Origin of the sequence: Aliidiomarina sanyensis (assembly GCF_003987175.1) — a bacterium.
Taxonomy (GTDB): domain Bacteria; phylum Pseudomonadota; class Gammaproteobacteria; order Enterobacterales; family Alteromonadaceae; genus Aliidiomarina; species Aliidiomarina sanyensis.
On record NZ_PIPM01000001.1, the window covers coordinates 364,079 to 382,067 of the forward strand.

Below are 17,989 nucleotides of genomic sequence, written 5' to 3' on the forward strand. Positions count from 1 at the left end.
GTCCGTGTTTAAACCGCTTGAAACAGCAAACTTCCGTTGGTGCCACCGAAACCAAATGAATTACATAAAGTAACAGAAACCTTTGCGTTGCGCGCCTCATTTGCCACATAGTCAAGATCGCACTCGTCGTCCGGCGTCTCGAGGTTGATGGTTGGAGGAAGGACTTGGTCGCGAATTGCGAGCACCGAGAAGATCGCTTCAACCGCGCCTGCAGCACCCAATAAGTGTCCGGTCATTGATTTTGTTGAGCTCACCGGTGTGCTTGCTGCGGCAGAGCCAAATACAGACTTAATGGCACGCGTCTCCGCGATATCACCAGCCGGTGTCGACGTGCCATGTGCGTTAATATAATCAACTTTTGCCGCAGGGAGACCGGCATCTGCAAGTGCGTTGGTCATCGATGCCGCAGCGCCGCGGCCATCCTCAGGCGGAGCAGTCATATGATAAGCATCAGCGCTCATCCCAAACCCTGTCAGTTCCGCGTAGATTTTCGCTCCGCGTGCCCGCGCATGTTCGTAGCTTTCGAGCACCATGACCCCAGCACCATCACCCAGCACGAAACCATCACGATTCTTATCCCAAGGACGACTGGCTTTCGTTGGTTCATCATTCCGAGTGGACAGTGCACGAGCAGCAGAAAAGCCCGCCATGCCGAGAGGAGTCGATGCTTTCTCAGCACCGCCAGCAATCATGACATCCGCGTCACCGTATGCAATGACGCGGGCGGCCTGACCAATATTATGCACGCCCGAGGTACACGCAGTTACGATCGCCATATTGGGTCCCGTGAAACCATACAGCATCGACACCTGACCTGAAATCATATTAATGATCGAGCTTGGCACAAAGAAAGGCGACACCCGACGTGGGCCACCATCAAGCAATTTTTGATGATTCTCTTCAATCCCCAACAGCCCGCCGATACCCGATGAAATCATCACCCCGATTCGATGCGCTTGCGTTTCGGTCACGCTCAGGCCCGCATCCGCAATTGCTTGTTGCGCGGCCACCACGCCGTACTGAATAAATGTATCCATTTTGCGGGCTTCTTTGGCGGGCATGTAATGCGTTGCATCGAACCCTTTTACGAGACATGCAAATTGCGTTGAAAATCCATCCGTTGGAAAATGCTCAATCGGACCTGCTCCTGATTGCCCCGCAATAATAGACGCCCATGTTGACTCGGTATCCAGACCGTTGGGCGTGACCATGCCTAATCCGGTAACTACCACTCGCCGCTTACTCATTTTTCTTTTCCTTTCTGCAATCTTCGTGGCGCATCAATAACTGTTGCACTATACCCTGTTAAAACTCGATTGTAGTACGCATTTAAAGCGAATTTAAGCCATAAAAAAAGGCGGAATTTTCATTCCGCCTTCTTTGATATCAAGACAAACTTACGAAGAATGCTTGTTGATGTAGTCGATTGCTGCTTGAACCGTACGGATCTTCTCCGCTTCTTCATCAGGAATTTCAGTCTCGAACTCTTCTTCCAGAGCCATAACCAACTCAACGGTATCCAAAGAGTCTGCACCTAGGTCATTTTCAAATGAAGCTTCTGGCTTCACTTCTTCTTCTTTCACACCCAGTTGCTCAATGATGATTTTCTTTACGCGTTCTTCGATAGTGCTCATGTCTAACCCTCAAATAAAGGTATCTTTAATAAATTTGCGTGTAGTGTAGTCAATCAGACCCCACGATTAAAGCAAAAATTTCCCCGAAAGGGGGAGGTCTTACCTCGCAGGCCCTAAAATTGCTGACATTTTCGGCGATTACGCCATATTCATGCCGCCATTCACATGAATTGTTTCCCCGGTCACATAGGCAGCACCCGATGACGCAAGGAACAACACAGCTGCCGCAATCTCTTCTGGCTTCCCGAGCCGGGCAGCTGGAATCGTATCAAAAATACGCTCTCGCTGATCATCGGTCAACGCCTTTGTCATATCCGTATCAATAAATCCGGGAGCCACCGCATTCACTGTAACCCCCCGTGAAGCGATTTCTTTCGCCAAAGATTTCGTGAAACCGATCAGTCCAGCTTTCGCGGCGCAGTAGTTCGCCTGCCCGGGATTACCCGTTGTGCCAACCACTGAACCAATATTGATGATACGTCCATGTCGATTCTTCATCATACCACGCATGACCGCCTTGCATATTTTAAAGACTGCGGTGAGATTGGTGTTAATCACTTGCTCCCACTCGTCGTCTTTCATGCGCATCAGCAAGTTATCTCGTGTAATTCCCGCATTATTCACGAGAATATCAATCTTTCCAAACTCGTTTTGCACATCTGCGATGAGGGCGTCAATGGCGCCTTCAGCAGTCACATCGAGCGTCTTTCCAACGCCATGATCGCCGAGATAAGCGCTAATCGCTGCCGCGCCATTCTCACTTGTCGCGGTGCCGATCACTGTCGCCCCAGCCGCAACGAATGCTTCCGCAATTGCCTTACCAATTCCGCGGGTCGCTCCAGTAACCAAAGCGATCTGCCCGTCTAGATTACCGATTAATGATGAACTCATAAAAAATATCCTTAAATTGCACACTCCCAATCATTTCACATGATCCGGAAGCGCCATGATGAACAATTAGCCAATAAGCGCCTTCACGGTGTCCGAGGTATTGACCGCCTGGCACGACACATCGCCGTGTATCCGTTTTGCCAAACCTGTGAGAACTTTTCCTGGCCCTATTTCAAAATGCTCGACAACACCCTGCTCTGCGATCCAGTTCACCGTTTCAGTCCAACGGACTGGTGAGTAGAGCTGCGCAACGAGTGCCTCACGAATTTCCTCACGTGTCGCCGCGATACCGACGTTGACGTTATGAATAACAGGAATCTGTGGTACCTGAACTTCGATATTATCCAGTGCGTTCGCTAATTTCTCAGCGGCCGGCGCCATCAGCGTACAGTGCGACGGGACACTGACAGGAAGTGGTAAAACGCGTTTAGCGCCCGCTGCTTTACACAGCTCGCCCGCACGCTCAACGGCAGCTTTATCTCCAGCAATGACCACTTGCCCCGGTGAGTTGAAATTAACTGCAGCAACAATCTCGGTCTGCGCTGCTTCAGAACACGCCGAAACAACCGCACTATCCTCAAGCCCGATCACCGCCGCCATAGCTCCCTGACCGGCAGGAACCGCTTCCTGCATTGCTTTACCGCGAAGCTCCACCAACTGGATGGCGTCGCCAAAATCCAGTGCACCCGCACAGACTAATGCAGAGTATTCACCGAGGCTGTGCCCTGCTAGGTAGGTTGGCTTTACGTGATCCTGCAAGCAGCGAAAAATAGCTACACTTGCAGCCAATAGTGCAGGTTGAGTGACTTCAGTTTGGTTTAACCGCCCCGTACTGTCGTTCTGTACGACATCCCAGAGATCATAACCAAGCACCTTGGACGCCTCGTTAAAGGTTTCTCGAACCTGCGGGTAGTGTTCCGCGAGTTCCCCAAGCATCCCAACCGTTTGAGAACCTTGCCCAGGGAATACAAATGCACATGATTGAGTCATGTCCTATCCTTATTTATCTTTTAATCAATCGACGTTATGCAGGGACTAAGTATAACGAATCAGAGCCGAACCCCAGGCAAAACCACCGCCAAAAGCCTCAAGTAGCAGCGTCTGCCCTGGCCGAACCCGCCCATCGCGAATTGCGACATCGAGTGCAATAGGTACCGATGCTGCTGAGGTGTTGCCGGTATGCTCAAGGGTCATCACGACTTGCTCCATTGGCATCCCCAACTTCCTCGCTGTTGCTTGAATAATTCGATAATTCGCTTGGTGCGGAATCAACCAGTCTAGGTCGTCAGCCCCTAAATTGTTATGACGCAGCGTATGTTCTACCAATTCCGCCAATTTTTCTACCGCGACCTTGAACACTTCGCGCCCGCGCATGTAGAGCCAGGCTTCCTGTTGGAACGCTTCATCGCTTCGCGAGGGATGGTCCGCACCCAATAAGGAAGCAAATTCCCCAGCACTATATATGTGTGTTGAGAGAATACCGGGAGTTTCAGATGCGGAAAAGATAGCCGCTCCCGCGCCATCACCGAACAAAACAACGGTATTTCGGTCATCGGGGTTGCACAAACGAGTGAGCGCGTCACTGCCAATCACAAGCACGTGCTTGGCTGCGCCGGAAATAATGTATTTTTCCGCGACAGAGACGGCAAAAAGAAACCCCGAGCATGCTGCTGCAACGTCAAAGGCGGGGGTGTCGGTGATTCCGAGGGCATGTTGTACTTCGCATGCCGCACTGGGAAAAGCCCGGTCTGCTGACGTGGTTGCAACAACGATAAGATCTAAATCAGCCGCTGGGATTTGTGCCGCTTCAAGTGCTTTTTTCGCCGCTTCTGTTGCCATACTAACGACAGACTCATCAGGGCCACACACGCGCCGTTCACGAATTCCCGTGCGCTCTCGGATCCACGCATCGCTGGTATCAACGCGCTTTTCAAGGTCGGCGTTGGTGAGAATCTGAGGGGGTAGGTAGTGGCCTGTACCGGCTAGTTTTGCAAACATGCGACTCCTCGTTGATCTGAGCCGCCTTGCGACTCTTAGGTATGCTGTTCAGACAGCACTTGTTCTACTCGGTCATGAATTCGGGCCGGGAGGTCCGACGCAGCCTCTGCGATCGCATGCTCAATTGCACTAAAAAAGGCGTTCGCAGAAGCATTCCCGTGACTTTTCACGACAACTCCGCGCAATCCTATCAAACTTGCACCATTGTACTGGTCGGGGTTGAGCCAAGACCACGCCTTTCGTTGCCGGCGATAGAGAAACCAGACGAGCGCACGACTCAACCAATGCGATTTCAAACTCCGTTTAAAATGGTCGTACACCATTCGAGCCATGCCTTCGCAACTCTTCAGGGCAATATTTCCAGTGAATCCATCACAAACCATCACGTCAGCATGTCCAGAGAACAGATCTGAGCCCTCAATGAAGCCCTGATAAGCGACATGGCTTGATTGTCCAAGTAATACGGCGGCCTGTTTGACCACATCGGGGCCCTTGATATCTTCGGTGCCCATATTGAGTAAAGCCACCCGCGGGGTCGGGATGTCATGCAGTTCCTGAGCGAGTACCGAACCCATCACCCCGAATTGGAAAAGTGAATCCGAATCACACCCCGGATTTGCCCCAAGATCCAGTAAAAAACTTTGTCCACCTTGCTCATTCGGAATGGCCGCGACAAGCGCTGGACGCAGAACACCAGGTAACGCTTTTAAGCGAAGATAAGCAATCGCCATCAATGCGCCAGTATTTCCTGCACTGACCACACCATGCGCTTCACCGTCAGCGACAAGATCAATCGCGACACGCATGGAGGAGTCTGTCTTATGTCGCAGACATTGACTGGGCTTGTCATCCATTTGCACGATTTGGGAGGTATGGCGGAAGTGAACGCGGGCGCGTTCCGGGGCTTTGAGATTCTTTCCTTCGCGCTTGAACAGCGCTTGGAGTCGCGGTTCGTCACCGGTCAGTATAAATTCTACGTCCGGAAACGACTGCAGCGCTCTAATGAGCGCTGCAACAACGATGGAGGGACCGCGGTCTCCACCCATCGCATCGATGGCAAGCGTTAATTTTGCCATACGCCTTAGCCGGCGATGACTTTCTTACCTTTGTAGTAACCGTCAGCGGTTACATGGTGACGACGGTGAGTTTCACCACTGGTCTGATCGACAGACAGTGCAGCGCCACTCAGCGCATCGTGCGAACGACGCATACCGCGCTTTGAACGGGTTTTGCGATTTTGTTGTACAGCCATTTGACTCGTCTCCTGAATCGGTTATTTCTTAAGCTTCTGTAATACGGCGAACGGGTTCTTTTTCTCTGCTTCCGCAGGGAGCTCACCCCAGCTCATTGCATCACTTTTGATTTTACATTCCTGCTCTGTATGCTTTGCGACTAAGGGCAACGCGACCAGCAGCTCATCTTCAACTAGGGGATGGAGCAGCACCTCTCCCAGCTCGTTTAACTCTGCTGCTTCGTAATGCTCCGGCAACTCATCAGCGCTTTGGCGACGTGTTATCGGTGCATACTGAAACTCTGTCTCTAGTTCATAGCCCATGGGAGTCCCACAGCGCTGACAAACTAACTCGACGGTTGCTTTCGCTTGACCACGAAAATAGTGAATCTTTTGCTCATCTGTCCCGAACGTTAGCGTGACCTCTACGTCTGGACAGGGTGATGCCAGTACTTCATTAAAACGCGGCAGATTACTTGATGGAATCACTCCATCAAAAGAAAGGCGTTTTCCTGAATTACGTACTGGGTCGACCGAAAGCGGTATACGAACCTTTTGCATAGCGCGCGAATGATAATAGTTGAAGGGTGGATAGTCAAAGAAATTTCGTGTCCAAACCTCTGTTTTCGCGAAATTCTCTCAATTTATGTCAGAATAACGACACCAACTCATTCTAACATATCGAATACGCAGACACACCAAAGGAATTTATTATGTCACTCCCCTTGTGCCTGGCTTCTAGCTCCCCTTACCGTCGTCAGCTTTTAGAACGGCTTGGCCTGCCGTTTACGAGCGCGCGCCCTGATATCGATGAAACCGCGCTCGAAGGAGAACTCCCGCAAGCACTGGTAGAGCGGCTCGCCATCCAAAAAGCTCGGCAAGTTGCCGAGGCCTATCCTGACCATCTCATCATCGGATCGGATCAAGTGGCGGTCAGCGAAGGAATCATTCTCGGGAAGCCGCATACCGTTGAACGTGCAATTGAACAGCTGGCATCTTTTTCTGGGAAGCGCGTCACGTTTTATACTGGACTTGCGGTTCTAAACGGGAAAACAGGTCATTGTTATTCGTGTGTCGAACCGTTTATCGTTCACTTTCGAACGCTATCGACTCGCCAAATTGAACGCTATGTGAAAGCAGAGATGCCCCTTGATTGTGCGGGAAGTTTTAAGAGTGAGGGGCTGGGTATCACCTTATTCGAACGCTTGGAGGGGAATGACCCGAACGCACTCGTCGGATTGCCCCTAATTCAGTTGGTGAACCTCTTGCAGCGACACGGAATTGAGCTTCCGTAACCAGTCCGGAAGCTCATTCAGGTTAGCAAGCGTCACAAGCGGACCTTCCTGCTCAAGACGCTCACGATCGTGAACGCCCCACAAAATACCGGCGGACTGAACCCTCGCATGCCTTGCCATTTGCAGATCATATTGTGAATCCCCAATCATCAATGCCTGGGAGGCAGGTATTTGAGTTTCCTGCAAGATCGCTTGCAGCATTTCCGGATGAGGCTTGGACTGCGCCTCGTCCGCACAGCGTGATGACATAAAAAAATGACCGGTATTGGTCTCGCGCCAAGCCCTTTCGAGTCCTTGCCGGGCTTTCCCAGTGGCTACCGCTAACTGGTAACCATCGTCATGTAATTCATGCAGCACGCCCTCTACCCCCGGAAATAAAGGTGATGGTGTTGTGTCTCGGTGAACATAAAGCTCACGATACACTGCAATTAGGCGGGCTTGTTCTTGTGGGTCGGAACAGCCGAACAATCGCTCTAATGCAATCCACAAACTCAGACCAATAATATCGCGGACCGCCGATTCAGACGGGACAGGCAAACCGGTGCTTTGAGCCATCTTTTGCATACAGGAAACGATACGAGGCACCGAATCCATCAAGGTGCCATCCCAATCAAAGACAAGTAAATTGAAGGAACGCTTTATCGTAGCCATGCTTATTTAACGTGTTCCCGTTCGGAGTGCCTGGAGCACCATTTTCAATTCATCGTCGAGCGGCGCGTGAAAGGTTACGGATTCCCCACTCTTGGGATGCTGAATCTGTAATCGTTCCGCATGCAAAAATAAGCGATTCAATCCGAGCTGCTTCATTTGCTCATCGAAACCACGAATTCCATATTTACTGTCGAGTGCGATGGGATGCCCGACACATTGGGTATGCACCCGAATTTGATGGGTCCGACCGGTCACTGGTGACGCCTCAATCAATGTGGCTGATATACCACTCTCAGGAAAGCGTTCGCGTACCTTAAAGCGAGTTAATGACGCTTTTCCATCAGCATCGGTTCTGACGATTCGCTCGCCCGATTGCAAGGTGTTTTTCTGAAGTGCTTGATCCACTTTTTTTAATTGGCCAGGCCACGAGCCAAAAACTAATGCAACGTAGGTTTTTTCCATGTCTTTGTCGCGCAGTTGCTCATGCAATGCGCGCAGTGCGGATCGTTTCTTCGCGATCATGAGCACCCCTGAGGTATCCCGATCGAGGCGATGCACTAGTTCAAGAAATTTCGCTTGTGGGCGCAGCGCACGCAAACCCTCAATGAGACCAAACTGCAAGCCGCTTCCGCCATGCACTGCGAGTCCTGCCGGCTTGTTGACCACCATCATGCAATCATCTTCAAATATGATGCAGGCTTCCAGACCGGCGATTTTCTCAAGTTTGGGATTCGGCAACGGCTGCTTTTCCGCCACACGAACAGGCGGAATTCGGACGCTATCCCCCGCTTCGAGCCGATAATCAGGCTTTGCGCGCTTTTTATTGATGCGCACCTCGCCCTTTCGGACGATCCGATAAATCATACTTTTGGGAACGCCTTTCAGCTGTGCAAGCAAAAAGTTATCAAGACGCTGCCCCGCTTCATCGGCACTTACCGTGTAAAAACGGACTTGCTGCGGGACGGTATTTGGTTCGTTTTGGATGTCGCTCATCGGGCACTTCATTGGTGTTAAAATCGGATCAAGCTTATCACGCTGGCTATCTAAACGCATCCGAAATGCGGTTATCACACGCAATACAGAGGCGCCGTCTGATGGCACAATTGCGACTTGTTACTTTGCGAAGTAAATGCGACAATACCCTGTCAGACCTCTGTGGTCTGCGTAAAACTTTTTTCTCGATGAATTTTCTCGAAAAACACAACACTGAATAGAAGTGAACGCCTGTTTCGGCATGTAAGAAATTTATTGTTACACGTAGCCACCGTCACCGCAGTCGGTCACGGAAAGAGATACGGGTAACTTCGCGAAGCTTTCCAGTGAAAGCCCCGCGTTAAAAGATAAGTACAGTAAGCAGCAATAGCATTGGCTTTGTCGGACAAGAGAATCGAGCGCACCTCTCAGAGATACGGTGCCAGACGACAGACTGTGCAACGGAACAGGACCGTGAGCAAGCGGTACAGTGTTGTGATTTCGTACCTAACAAAAGTATGAGTCACACAATATGAAAAGAATGCTAATCAACGCGACGCAACAGGAAGAACTCCGCGTTGCGCTCGTGGATGGTCAACGGTTATACGATCTGGATATTGAAAGTCCAGGACACGAACAAAAAAAAGCAAACATCTACAAGGGTAAAATTACCCGCGTCGAGCCAAGTCTCGAAGCTGCATTTGTTGATTACGGTGCAGAACGCCATGGCTTCCTTCCTTTAAAAGAAATCGCCAAAACCTATTTTCCCAAAGATTATCGCTTCGATGGTCGTCCGAACATTCGCGACGTCGTCAAAGAAGGTCAAGAAGTTATCGTCCAGATCGATAAAGAAGAACGTGGCCAAAAAGGGGCCGCGTTAACGACTTTTATCTCACTGGCCGGAAGTTATCTTGTCTTAATGCCAAATAACCCGCGCGCAGGTGGTATTTCACGCCGGATTGAAGGTGACGAACGGACTGAACTGAAAGACGCACTCTCTACACTTGAAATCCCAAATGGAATGGGACTGATTGTGCGGACCGCAGGCGTCGGGAAATCAGCCGAAGAGCTTGCGTGGGATTTAAACGTTCTTGTCCATCATTGGCAAGCAATCGAACAGGTCTCGGGTAACCGCCCTGCTCCATTTCTTGTCCATCAAGAATCCAACGTCATCTTCCGTGCGATACGTGATTATTTGCGTCGGGATATCGGTGAAATCTTAATTGATGATACCCAAATGTTTGAGCAAGCCCGCGAGCACATTCAGGTTGTACGACCTGATTTTGTCAGCCGCGTGAAGCTCTACAAGGGTGATGTCCCGCTATTTAGTCACTATCAAATCGAAAGCCAGATTGAATCCGCCTTTCAGCGCGAAGTCCGGCTTCCGTCCGGTGGCTCAATTGTCATCGATCCCACTGAGGCTTTGACATCAATCGATATCAACTCCGCGAAAGCGACCAAGGGCGGTGATATTGAAGAAACTGCATTGCAGACAAACTTAGAAGCAGCCGATGAAATTGCACGTCAACTTCGTTTGCGTGATGTGGGTGGTCTGATTGTCATCGACTTTATCGACATGACGCCGCCCAAGCATCAACGAGAAGTAGAAAATCGTTTGCGTGATGCGTTAAAGCACGATCGGGCACGGGTTCAAACAGCACGAATTTCGCGCTTTGGCTTACTCGAAATGTCGCGGCAGCGCTTGCGTCCATCGCTTGGTGAATCAGCAAACCATGTATGTCCGCGTTGTGATGGTCAAGGAACAATTCGCAGTGACGAGTCACTCTCGTTGTCAATCTTACGCTTGATCGAAGAAGAAGCCCTCAAAGACAACACAGCACAAGTAAATGCTCAAGTGCCGGTCAGCGTGGCAACTTACCTATTAAATGAAAAACGTGAGGCACTTCGTTCAATTGAGAAACGAAATGAGGTGAATGTTCTGGTCATTCCAAACCAGAACCTAGACACGCCTCATTTCGATGTGCAGCGATTGCGTAAAGACGAGATCACAGACGTGCAAAGCTATCGTCTGATTCAAGCGGTGGAAGTGAAGGAAATCGAATTTGCGAAGCCAAAAGAAAAGGTCGCGGATGAACCCGCACTGAAAACGCTGGTCGCTCCTACGCCTCCACCCCCCGCTGCACCAGCAGAAAAATCACGGGATCAAGGCCCGGGGCTCTTCACCAAAATCGCGATTTGGTTGAAAGGTTTATTTACGTCAGACGAGACGTCAGATAAAAAACCGAAGCAAGAAAATACAAATCGCAATCGTCAAGGCAAGCCGCGAGATGATCGTCGTCGCAATGGTCGCGGTGGTCGCAACAACAACCGCCGGGGTGCAAACCGCGGAGGTCGTGGAAAGGCTGATGAGGCTGAAAAGAGCAACGAGCAACTGAAGCACGATACAAAACCTGCAGAAAAAGCGGCTGATCATCGCGATTCAGATAACAAAGGGAATGAACGTGGCCCTCGCCGTCGGCGTCGCCGCGGCGGCAAGAATCAAGCGGATGGTGCACAAAAGCCAACAACAACCGAGCAGGATCAAAGCGCACAACAAGCAGACGATAAAGGTTCTGAATCGAAAAAATCGTCTCAGGATAGCGCGCCGCAAATGCCACGGGAACGTCGGGAGCGTCGTAAGCTCGAACAAAGCGTACGAATGGGCAAAGGCAGCGTAGCGCCTGCGCAAACGGCTGTTGAACACGGAAGTTCAGATGAGCCTAAAGCAACGGCAGCAGATACAACTGAAAGCACCGTCCCGGCGAATGACAACACCGTTCAGGTGAGCGACAGCGCTGGACAAAGAACAGAAGAGAAACCAGCACAGCAAGAAAGCACAGCTGAGCAAACGGTTGACCAAGTGCCCACAGGAAAGCAAACGAGTGAGGACAACGCAGAAGCTGACGTGAAGAAGCCTCGCCGCCGCACACGTCGTAAACCGAAAGCCGAGACTGCTGAGCAGGAAAATGCAGAAGCGTCTGAAAAAACTGAAGAAACAAAGGTTTCCGACAAAAAAACGGCAACAACTCCGAGTGAAGCCGAGGACGTTCAGGTCAGTGAGAGTGAGCGTGTTGAAGACCAGGTACAAGCTAAAGATTCAGTGACGGAAACGGAATCGGCAATCGAAGAAGCCGGAGACCCAAACGTGAAAGCGCAGCGCCCAGTCGACACCGTTGCCGCGGACACAACTGAGACAAAAGAGCGTCCCGAGGATAACGAAAGCCCAGTTTCAGAAGCGTCAGATCAAGGCACCGAGGCACCGGCCAGTGAAGTGAAAACGTCCGGACAACCGCCCGCTGAGGAAGTAATGGAACCCGCGGCAGAAGAGAAGCCGAAGCGCGAAGCGACCAAGGCAAGTAAAGCGAAAAAGCCCCAGAAAGGAGGCAGTCGTATTTCCGCGCCGATGGCTAAAGCAAGTGCAGAAACGGTGTCTGATAACATCGTATTTCCACCCGCTCGATCCGACAGCGAGCGAGCCCAGGTCCATCATTCAGGTCGCCACTCTGGCCTAGCAAATGCTGTCAATAAGTCAGCGTCGGGAGCAGTACGCTGTCAACCTGAGTAAGTAAAGCGGAACCACAACTAAAAACGGCATATCGATGGATATGCCGTTTTTTTTATTTCTCGTTTAAAGAATAATGCGATCTCGGTTGTGATTCAGAACTTGAATGCCAAGCCCGCGAACCTCAAGCAGTTGATCAATGTCAGTAAACCCACCGAGTTGCTCGCGCAGTTCAATAATCGCTCGAGCCCGGGCAAGCCCCACTCCTCTTAGTTTCGCTGCAAGTTCCTCCGCATTTGCGACATTTACATTGACCATCGCGTTTTGTTCGGAGCGCAATCGCTGCCCTGCTTGATGGACGGGGTTCATGGATGTTTCGCTCATACTGACATCCATTGCTGAAGCGGAAGCCAAATACAACGATGAGGAGGCAAGAATTGCCGACACCAGCATGGGGAGTACACGTTTGTGGTAAAGCATAAAGGTATCCTTTTTCAAGTAATGCACAACCTCCCTGGTTGCACGTTTTTAGTATGAAATAAGGATACCGAGGGCGCTAGACGAGGTGCTCTAAAATTTGCTGGTTGATGGCTGAAAGCGTGGCGTTTGGATCCTTGCTTTCACGAATTGGACGGCCCAATACGAGGAAGTCGACCCCAGCATCGATCGCTGCGCCAGGTGACATGACCCGATGTTGATCATGGGTGGCGAATCCCTCAGGCCGGATACCCGGTGTAACTAACAAGAAATCAGCTCCCAAGGCACCCTTTAGCATTACCGCCTCGCGCGCTGAACAAACGACGCCATCGAGACCCGCCGACTTTGCAAGTTCTGCCAGTGCTAAAACCTGCTCATTTAATGAACGTTGAATTCCTACTTCCGGTAAGCTCTCACTCGCCATACTCGTTAGGACCGTTACTGCGATGAGTTTTGGTCGCTTTTCACCATATGGCTCGAGCACGTGGCGCGCCGCTTTCATCATATCGACGCCGCCCGAGGCATGAACGTTCACCATCCAAACACCGAGTTCAGCCGCAGCTTTCACCGCTTTCGCTACTGTATTTGGGATGTCATGAAACTTGAGATCGAGGAATACATCAAAGCCGAGTTCATGAAGTGTTCGTACCAAGGCAGGCCCAGCAGTCGTGAATAGTTCTTTTCCTACCTTGACCCGACATTGCTGCGGATCCAGCGTTTTAACAAAGGCCAAGGCCTGTTCTGCGTCATCAAAGTCAAGTGCTACGATAATACGTTTTTCTGTCATTCCCCGTCTAATCCTCGTGTCGGTTTGATGGACCCCCAATATTTACATGAGGGGCAGTGCCAATAGAGTGTTTGACCTGAAAACCCGCAGTGACGGCAGCGATATTTAGCGCGTTGCTTTAATTGCTCCGACACCATGGTACCGAGTAACTGCAAGCTCTTACGTGATTTTTCTGAATCCGCCGACGCCGCGTTAAATTGAATAAGTTTATGGAAGGCACGCATGGTTGGATTCTTTTGCAGTGCAACCATCATAAACTGTTCCGCAGACTCGCGGTCATTACGCCCGGCAATAATATCCGCCAGCATGACGGTTGCACTCGCACAAGGTTTCTCCATCACGACATCGTGTAGAAAACTCACGAGCCCGTCTTGATCCTCTAAACGCTCATATGCTGCGCGAATTAGCGGGAGCACTTCGGGAATGAAATCTTTATCTTCATCCGCAATCGGAAGCAAGTAGCCAAGCGCCTTTCGTGCTTTGTCCTGCCCGAGCCACCACCGTCCGAGTGAAAGCCGCGCGCGAATACAGCCCTTATCATGTTTGAGTGCTTTTTCGTAAAACTTGAGTGCTGCGTTCGTATCCTCTTGCATGTCAGCGAGTTCACAGTAAAGCTGTGAAACCACAGGAAGAACGCTTCGGTCTGTTTTTGACAGCTTCAGTGCAACACGAATTGCCTTATCCCACTCGTGTGTGGCCTCGTACAGCGACAGAAGATGGGTGAGACTCTCGGCTTGATAACTCGAGTGGGCCTGTAGCTCGGTAAACATTTGTTCGGCTCGATCATAGAGCCCTGCTGAGAGATAATCCTGGCCTAACTCGAACATCGCCTGATAGCGTTCTTGCTCAGATAATGACGGACGAGAAATTAGGTTTTGATGAATGCGTATCGCGCGGTCGACCTCACCGCGGCGCCGAAAGAGTTTTCCAAGGGTCCAATGGGTTTCGATCGTCTCACTATCAATGTCGAGCATATCAATGAACAGATCGACCGCTTTATCGCTTTGTTCGGAAAGTAATAAATTGATACCCGTAACATAGTTCTTCGAGAACTCTTCTTGCTCTTTTCTCTGTTCTACACGAACACTATTCCGGCCCATAAACCAGCCATAGGCAGCGGCAACTGGCAGGAGTAGGAAGAGCAATTCAAGCATGGGTTAGTGTTTCCCTTCAACCGATGTTCCTGTTTGGCTGCATTCGCTTGCCACCTGTTTGACTAAGGCCTTGCGCAAACGTCGAACCGTCCATTTTAGCCGCAGATATGCACCTGCAATCGTTAGCAAACCGAGTATAAACCCAACAGCAAGTGTCACACCAATGACTGCACCGAGGCTATAGGTCTGCTCTACAACGAGCAAATTCACGGACACGTCCTGCGCATTATTCTTTCCCAGAATAAAGGCGAGGAGAAACAGCAAAATTAAAGGTATGAACGAAAGTACGATACGAGCCATAACAAATCCCTGATCGGCAACAAGAAAAAAGGCATGCCATTATAGCATGCCTTTTCGGAATTACTGCGTACTGACAAAAGTCAACAGACGCCTAGCCTTGCGCTGATTCATTGACGCGTTCCCGAAGCGCTTTTCCAGGTTTGAAGTGCGGGACATACTTTCCACCCAATTCAACCTTGTCACCCGTCTTCGGGTTCCGGCCCACACGGGGTCGGCGAAAGTGAAGGGAAAAACTCCCAAACCCCCGGATCTCAATCCGGTCGCCATCCGCGAGGGCATGAACCATGACTTCGAGAATTTCTCGAACGCCTCGCTCCACGTCCTTTGGCTGCAGCTCTGGCTGCTTCGCAATCAAAATTTCAATCAGCTCAGACTTCGTCATAACAGATCCTCAATTGATGCACAAAGCAGCCATCGGTTTGATCAACGATTAATCGTCAGTCTTCGCCGCTTTGAACGCTTCTGCCATTGCGTTGTTGAACGCGTTGTCTTCAGTCGCATTTACGCTATCAAGTGCCGCTTTTTCTTCTGCTTCGTCTTTCGCTTTGATTGACAAGCTGATGACACGATTTTTGCGGTCGATGCCCATGTAACGCGCTTCAACAGCATCACCTGACTTCAGCACAGTGCTCGCGTCTTCAACCCGGTCACGTGAAATGTCAGATGCACGGACGTAACCTTCTACGCCGTCAGCCAAGCTGACCGTTGCGCCTTTCGCGTCAACTTCAGTGACTGTACCGTTAACAATAGCACCCTTCTTGTGAGCCGCAAGGAAGTTGTTCACTGGATCTTCAGAAATTTGCTTGATCCCCAGTGAGATACGCTCGCGCTCTGCGTCAACTTGCAGAACCACAGCTTCTACTTCTTCGCCTTTCTTGAAGTCACGTACCGCTTCTTCGCCTGCTGCATTCCAAGAAATGTCAGACAAGTGAACAAGACCGTCAATGTTGCCATCCAAGCCAATGAAGATACCGAAGTCAGTGATTGACTTGATCTTGCCAGAGACTTTGTCGCCTTTCTGGTGGTTCTTCGCAAACTCTTCCCATGGGTTTGGTTTGCACTGCTTGATGCCCAGAGAAATACGACGACGCTCTTCGTCGATCTCCAACACCATCACTTCAACCACGTCGTCTAAGTTAACGATCTTCGATGGATGCACGTTTTTGTTCGTCCAATCCATTTCAGACACGTGAACCAAACCTTCTACGCCTTCTTCGATTTCGACGAAGCAGCCGTAGTCAGTCAGATTGGTGACGCGACCTTGCAGGGTTGAGCTCTCTGGATAACGCGCAGAGATATCGCTCCACGGATCTTCGCCCAATTGCTTGAGGCCCAAAGATACACGCGTACGATCACGATCAAACTTCAATACTTTACAGGTGATTTCGTCACCAACATTCACGATTTCGCTTGGGTGCTTCACACGCTTCCAAGCCATATCTGTGATGTGCAACAAGCCGTCAACGCCGCCAAGGTCTACGAACGCGCCGTAGTCAGTCAAATTCTTCACGATACCAGTGACTTCTTGACCTTCTTGGAGGTTTTCCAGCAATGCATCACGCTCAGCGCTGTTCTCTTTCTCAATCACTGCACGACGTGAAACAACCACGTTGTTGCGCTTCTGATCGAGCTTGATAACCTTGAACTCAAGGTCGCGATTCTCGAGGTGTGCTGTGTCGCGAATTGGACGCACATCAACCAAAGAACCAGGCAAGAACGCGCGCACGCCGTTCAGGTCGACGGTGAAGCCGCCCTTCACTTTGCCGCTAATGATTCCCGTAACTGTCTCATCATTTTCATGAGCAGCTTCTAGTTGCAACCATGCTTCGAAACGCTTCGCTTTTTCGCGCGAGAGAATCGTTTCGCCGAATCCATCTTCAACTGCATCCAAGGCAACTTCAACGGTATCGCCAACAGCGATTTCCAGTTTACCTTCAGAGTTCATGAATTGTTCAGCAGGAATGGCGCTTTCAGACTTTAGGCCGGCGTCAACCAGTACCAGATCTTTTTCGATAGCAACAACGGTGCCTTTTACGATAGAGCCAGGACGGGTTTCTGTTTCTTTGAGGCTTTCCTCAAACAGTTGGGCAAAATTTTCAGTCATAGATTTAGTTAACTTTTAAGTGAGTCACATCCACCGAACTTCCGTGACGGCGGGGTTGTTTTACTTTGTCGGCACAATCCTTAGCACCGACCCTTGACGGCCTTTGGCCCTCAATTTGAGCAACCCGTGAGCGCTCGCTCCGCGGGTCTAAATTCTGTTTTCGTCCGCTTTCCCTTCAGAGGCAGAAAGCTTCGTGTGTGCAAACTGCAACACTTTCGCGACAACATCCTCAATGGATATTTCAGTTGAATCGATAAATAGCGAATCCTCCGCAGGCTTTAAAGGCGCTACAGAGCGATTTGTATCGCGATGGTCACGATCTTTGATCTCATCAACTAACGTGCTCATATTAGCATCAAAGCCCTTTTCCTGCAATTGCAGAAAACGCCGTCGCGCCCGTTCTTCGGCGCTCGCAGTAAGGAAGATTTTGGCTTGCGCATCGGGGAATACGACCGTACCCATATCGCGACCATCGGCCACCAAACCTGGAAGCTCACGGAAAGCGCGTTGTCGACGCAGCAGCGCTTCGCGAACGCGTGGTAACGCGGCTATTTTGGATGCATTCATTCCCACCTCTTCGGTGCGAATGGTCATGGTGATGTCCTCACCTTCTAAGATGGTATGCGTCAGGCCGGTTTCTTCGTTTGCAACAAACTCAACGTCCAAGTCTGTTGCCAATGCAACGAGACTATCTTCGTCTGATGGTTCAAAGTCGTGATGCACTGCTGCAATCGCAAGAACACGATAAATTGCGCCGCTGTCGAGCAAATGCCATCCAAGCTTCTCTGCCAGTAACCGACATACCGTGCCCTTCCCCGAGCCGCTTGGGCCATCGATGGTGATCACTGGCGCTAAGACCGGCGTGGGTGGTGTCGACTTCCCTGGTTCGATATCCGACATGCGTACCTCTTAAGAAAAAATTCAAGCGCCGAGATTATACGGATTTTGTGCAAAATTGCATCTTTAATCAGCGATTACCTCAAAACCCATTTC

General features: G+C 50.5%; 19 protein-coding genes. 2 read left to right on the top strand and 17 right to left on the bottom strand.

What is annotated here, in order from left to right; translation table 11 throughout:
* Positions 1-8: 8 nt before the first annotated feature.
* The 8 genes from fabF to yceD form a co-directional block, all read right to left on the bottom strand.
* Positions 9-1,247, bottom strand: a complete 1,239-nt coding sequence (fabF, locus tag CWE11_RS01665; RefSeq protein WP_126775859.1) for a beta-ketoacyl-ACP synthase II — start codon at positions 1,245-1,247, stop codon at positions 9-11.
* Between the two features lie 150 nt (positions 1,248-1,397).
* Positions 1,398-1,634 carry an acyl carrier protein gene (gene acpP / locus CWE11_RS01670; protein ID WP_126775860.1) on the bottom strand — a complete coding sequence of 79 codons (237 nt, stop codon included), beginning with the start codon at positions 1,632-1,634 and terminating at the stop codon, positions 1,398-1,400.
* A 138-nt stretch (positions 1,635-1,772) separates the two neighbouring features.
* Positions 1,773-2,525 (bottom strand): 3-oxoacyl-ACP reductase FabG, encoded by a 753-nt coding sequence (gene fabG / locus CWE11_RS01675; protein WP_420808379.1) that lies wholly within the window; start codon positions 2,523-2,525, stop codon positions 1,773-1,775.
* Between the two features lie 66 nt (positions 2,526-2,591).
* Positions 2,592-3,515, bottom strand: coding sequence for an ACP S-malonyltransferase (fabD, locus tag CWE11_RS01680; RefSeq protein ID WP_126775861.1), 924 nt, complete (start codon positions 3,513-3,515; stop codon positions 2,592-2,594).
* A gap of 45 nt (positions 3,516-3,560) precedes the next feature.
* A complete protein-coding gene (locus CWE11_RS01685; RefSeq protein ID WP_126775862.1) occupies positions 3,561-4,523 on the bottom strand; it encodes a beta-ketoacyl-ACP synthase III in 963 nt (320 codons plus the stop codon).
* A gap of 35 nt (positions 4,524-4,558) precedes the next feature.
* A complete protein-coding gene (gene plsX / locus CWE11_RS01690) occupies positions 4,559-5,599 on the bottom strand; it encodes a phosphate acyltransferase PlsX (protein ID WP_126775863.1) in 1,041 nt (346 codons plus the stop codon).
* Between the two features lie 5 nt (positions 5,600-5,604).
* Positions 5,605-5,775, bottom strand: coding sequence for a 50S ribosomal protein L32 (rpmF, locus tag CWE11_RS01695; protein ID WP_126775864.1), 171 nt, complete (start codon positions 5,773-5,775; stop codon positions 5,605-5,607).
* Positions 5,776-5,796: 21 nt separating this feature from the next.
* A complete protein-coding gene (yceD, locus tag CWE11_RS01700; protein ID WP_126775865.1) occupies positions 5,797-6,315 on the bottom strand; it encodes a 23S rRNA accumulation protein YceD in 519 nt (172 codons plus the stop codon).
* 152 nt (positions 6,316-6,467) lie between these two features.
* Between yceD and CWE11_RS01705 the strand changes: the two genes are divergently transcribed.
* The gene (locus CWE11_RS01705; RefSeq protein WP_126775866.1) at positions 6,468-7,049 is read left to right on the top strand and encodes a Maf family protein; all 582 of its coding nucleotides are present in this window, start codon (positions 6,468-6,470) and stop codon (positions 7,047-7,049) included.
* Here the strand turns inward: CWE11_RS01705 and CWE11_RS01710 are convergent.
* On the bottom strand, positions 6,999-7,700 hold the full coding sequence (locus CWE11_RS01710; RefSeq protein WP_126775867.1) for an HAD family hydrolase: 702 nt from the start codon (positions 7,698-7,700) through the stop codon (positions 6,999-7,001). The genes CWE11_RS01705 and CWE11_RS01710 overlap by 51 nt on opposite strands.
* 6 nt (positions 7,701-7,706) lie before the next feature.
* Complete coding sequence (rluC, locus tag CWE11_RS01715) at positions 7,707-8,693, bottom strand: 23S rRNA pseudouridine(955/2504/2580) synthase RluC (protein ID WP_126775868.1); 987 nt, start codon at positions 8,691-8,693, stop codon at positions 7,707-7,709.
* Between the two features lie 511 nt (positions 8,694-9,204).
* Between rluC and rne the strand changes: the two genes are divergently transcribed.
* Positions 9,205-12,237, top strand: a complete 3,033-nt coding sequence (gene rne, locus CWE11_RS01720) for a ribonuclease E (protein ID WP_126775869.1) — start codon at positions 9,205-9,207, stop codon at positions 12,235-12,237.
* Positions 12,238-12,300: 63 nt separating this feature from the next.
* Here rne and CWE11_RS01725 read toward each other — a convergent pair whose 3' ends face one another.
* The 7 genes from CWE11_RS01725 to cmk all read right to left on the bottom strand — a co-directional run bounded on the left by CWE11_RS01725 (position 12,301) and on the right by cmk (position 17,896).
* Positions 12,301-12,654 (bottom strand): ComEA family DNA-binding protein, encoded by a 354-nt coding sequence (locus tag CWE11_RS01725; protein ID WP_126775870.1) that lies wholly within the window; start codon positions 12,652-12,654, stop codon positions 12,301-12,303.
* Positions 12,655-12,730: 76 nt separating this feature from the next.
* Positions 12,731-13,438 carry an orotidine-5'-phosphate decarboxylase gene (pyrF, locus tag CWE11_RS01730; protein WP_126775871.1) on the bottom strand — a complete coding sequence of 236 codons (708 nt, stop codon included), beginning with the start codon at positions 13,436-13,438 and terminating at the stop codon, positions 12,731-12,733.
* On the bottom strand, positions 13,435-14,592 hold the full coding sequence (gene lapB / locus CWE11_RS01735) for a lipopolysaccharide assembly protein LapB (RefSeq protein ID WP_126775872.1): 1,158 nt from the start codon (positions 14,590-14,592) through the stop codon (positions 13,435-13,437). Before lapB ends, pyrF begins: the two co-directional genes overlap by 4 nt.
* A gap of 3 nt (positions 14,593-14,595) precedes the next feature.
* The gene (locus CWE11_RS01740; RefSeq protein ID WP_126775873.1) at positions 14,596-14,892 is read right to left on the bottom strand and encodes a LapA family protein; all 297 of its coding nucleotides are present in this window, start codon (positions 14,890-14,892) and stop codon (positions 14,596-14,598) included.
* A 91-nt stretch (positions 14,893-14,983) separates the two neighbouring features.
* Positions 14,984-15,274: an integration host factor subunit beta gene (gene ihfB, locus CWE11_RS01745; protein ID WP_126775874.1), complete on the bottom strand. Its 291-nt coding sequence runs from the start codon at positions 15,272-15,274 to the stop codon at positions 14,984-14,986.
* Positions 15,275-15,322: 48 nt separating this feature from the next.
* A complete protein-coding gene (gene rpsA, locus CWE11_RS01750; RefSeq protein ID WP_126775875.1) occupies positions 15,323-16,996 on the bottom strand; it encodes a 30S ribosomal protein S1 in 1,674 nt (557 codons plus the stop codon).
* Between the two features lie 147 nt (positions 16,997-17,143).
* Positions 17,144-17,896, bottom strand: coding sequence for a (d)CMP kinase (gene cmk, locus CWE11_RS01755; protein ID WP_126775876.1), 753 nt, complete (start codon positions 17,894-17,896; stop codon positions 17,144-17,146).
* Between the last annotated feature and the right edge of the window lie 93 nt (positions 17,897-17,989).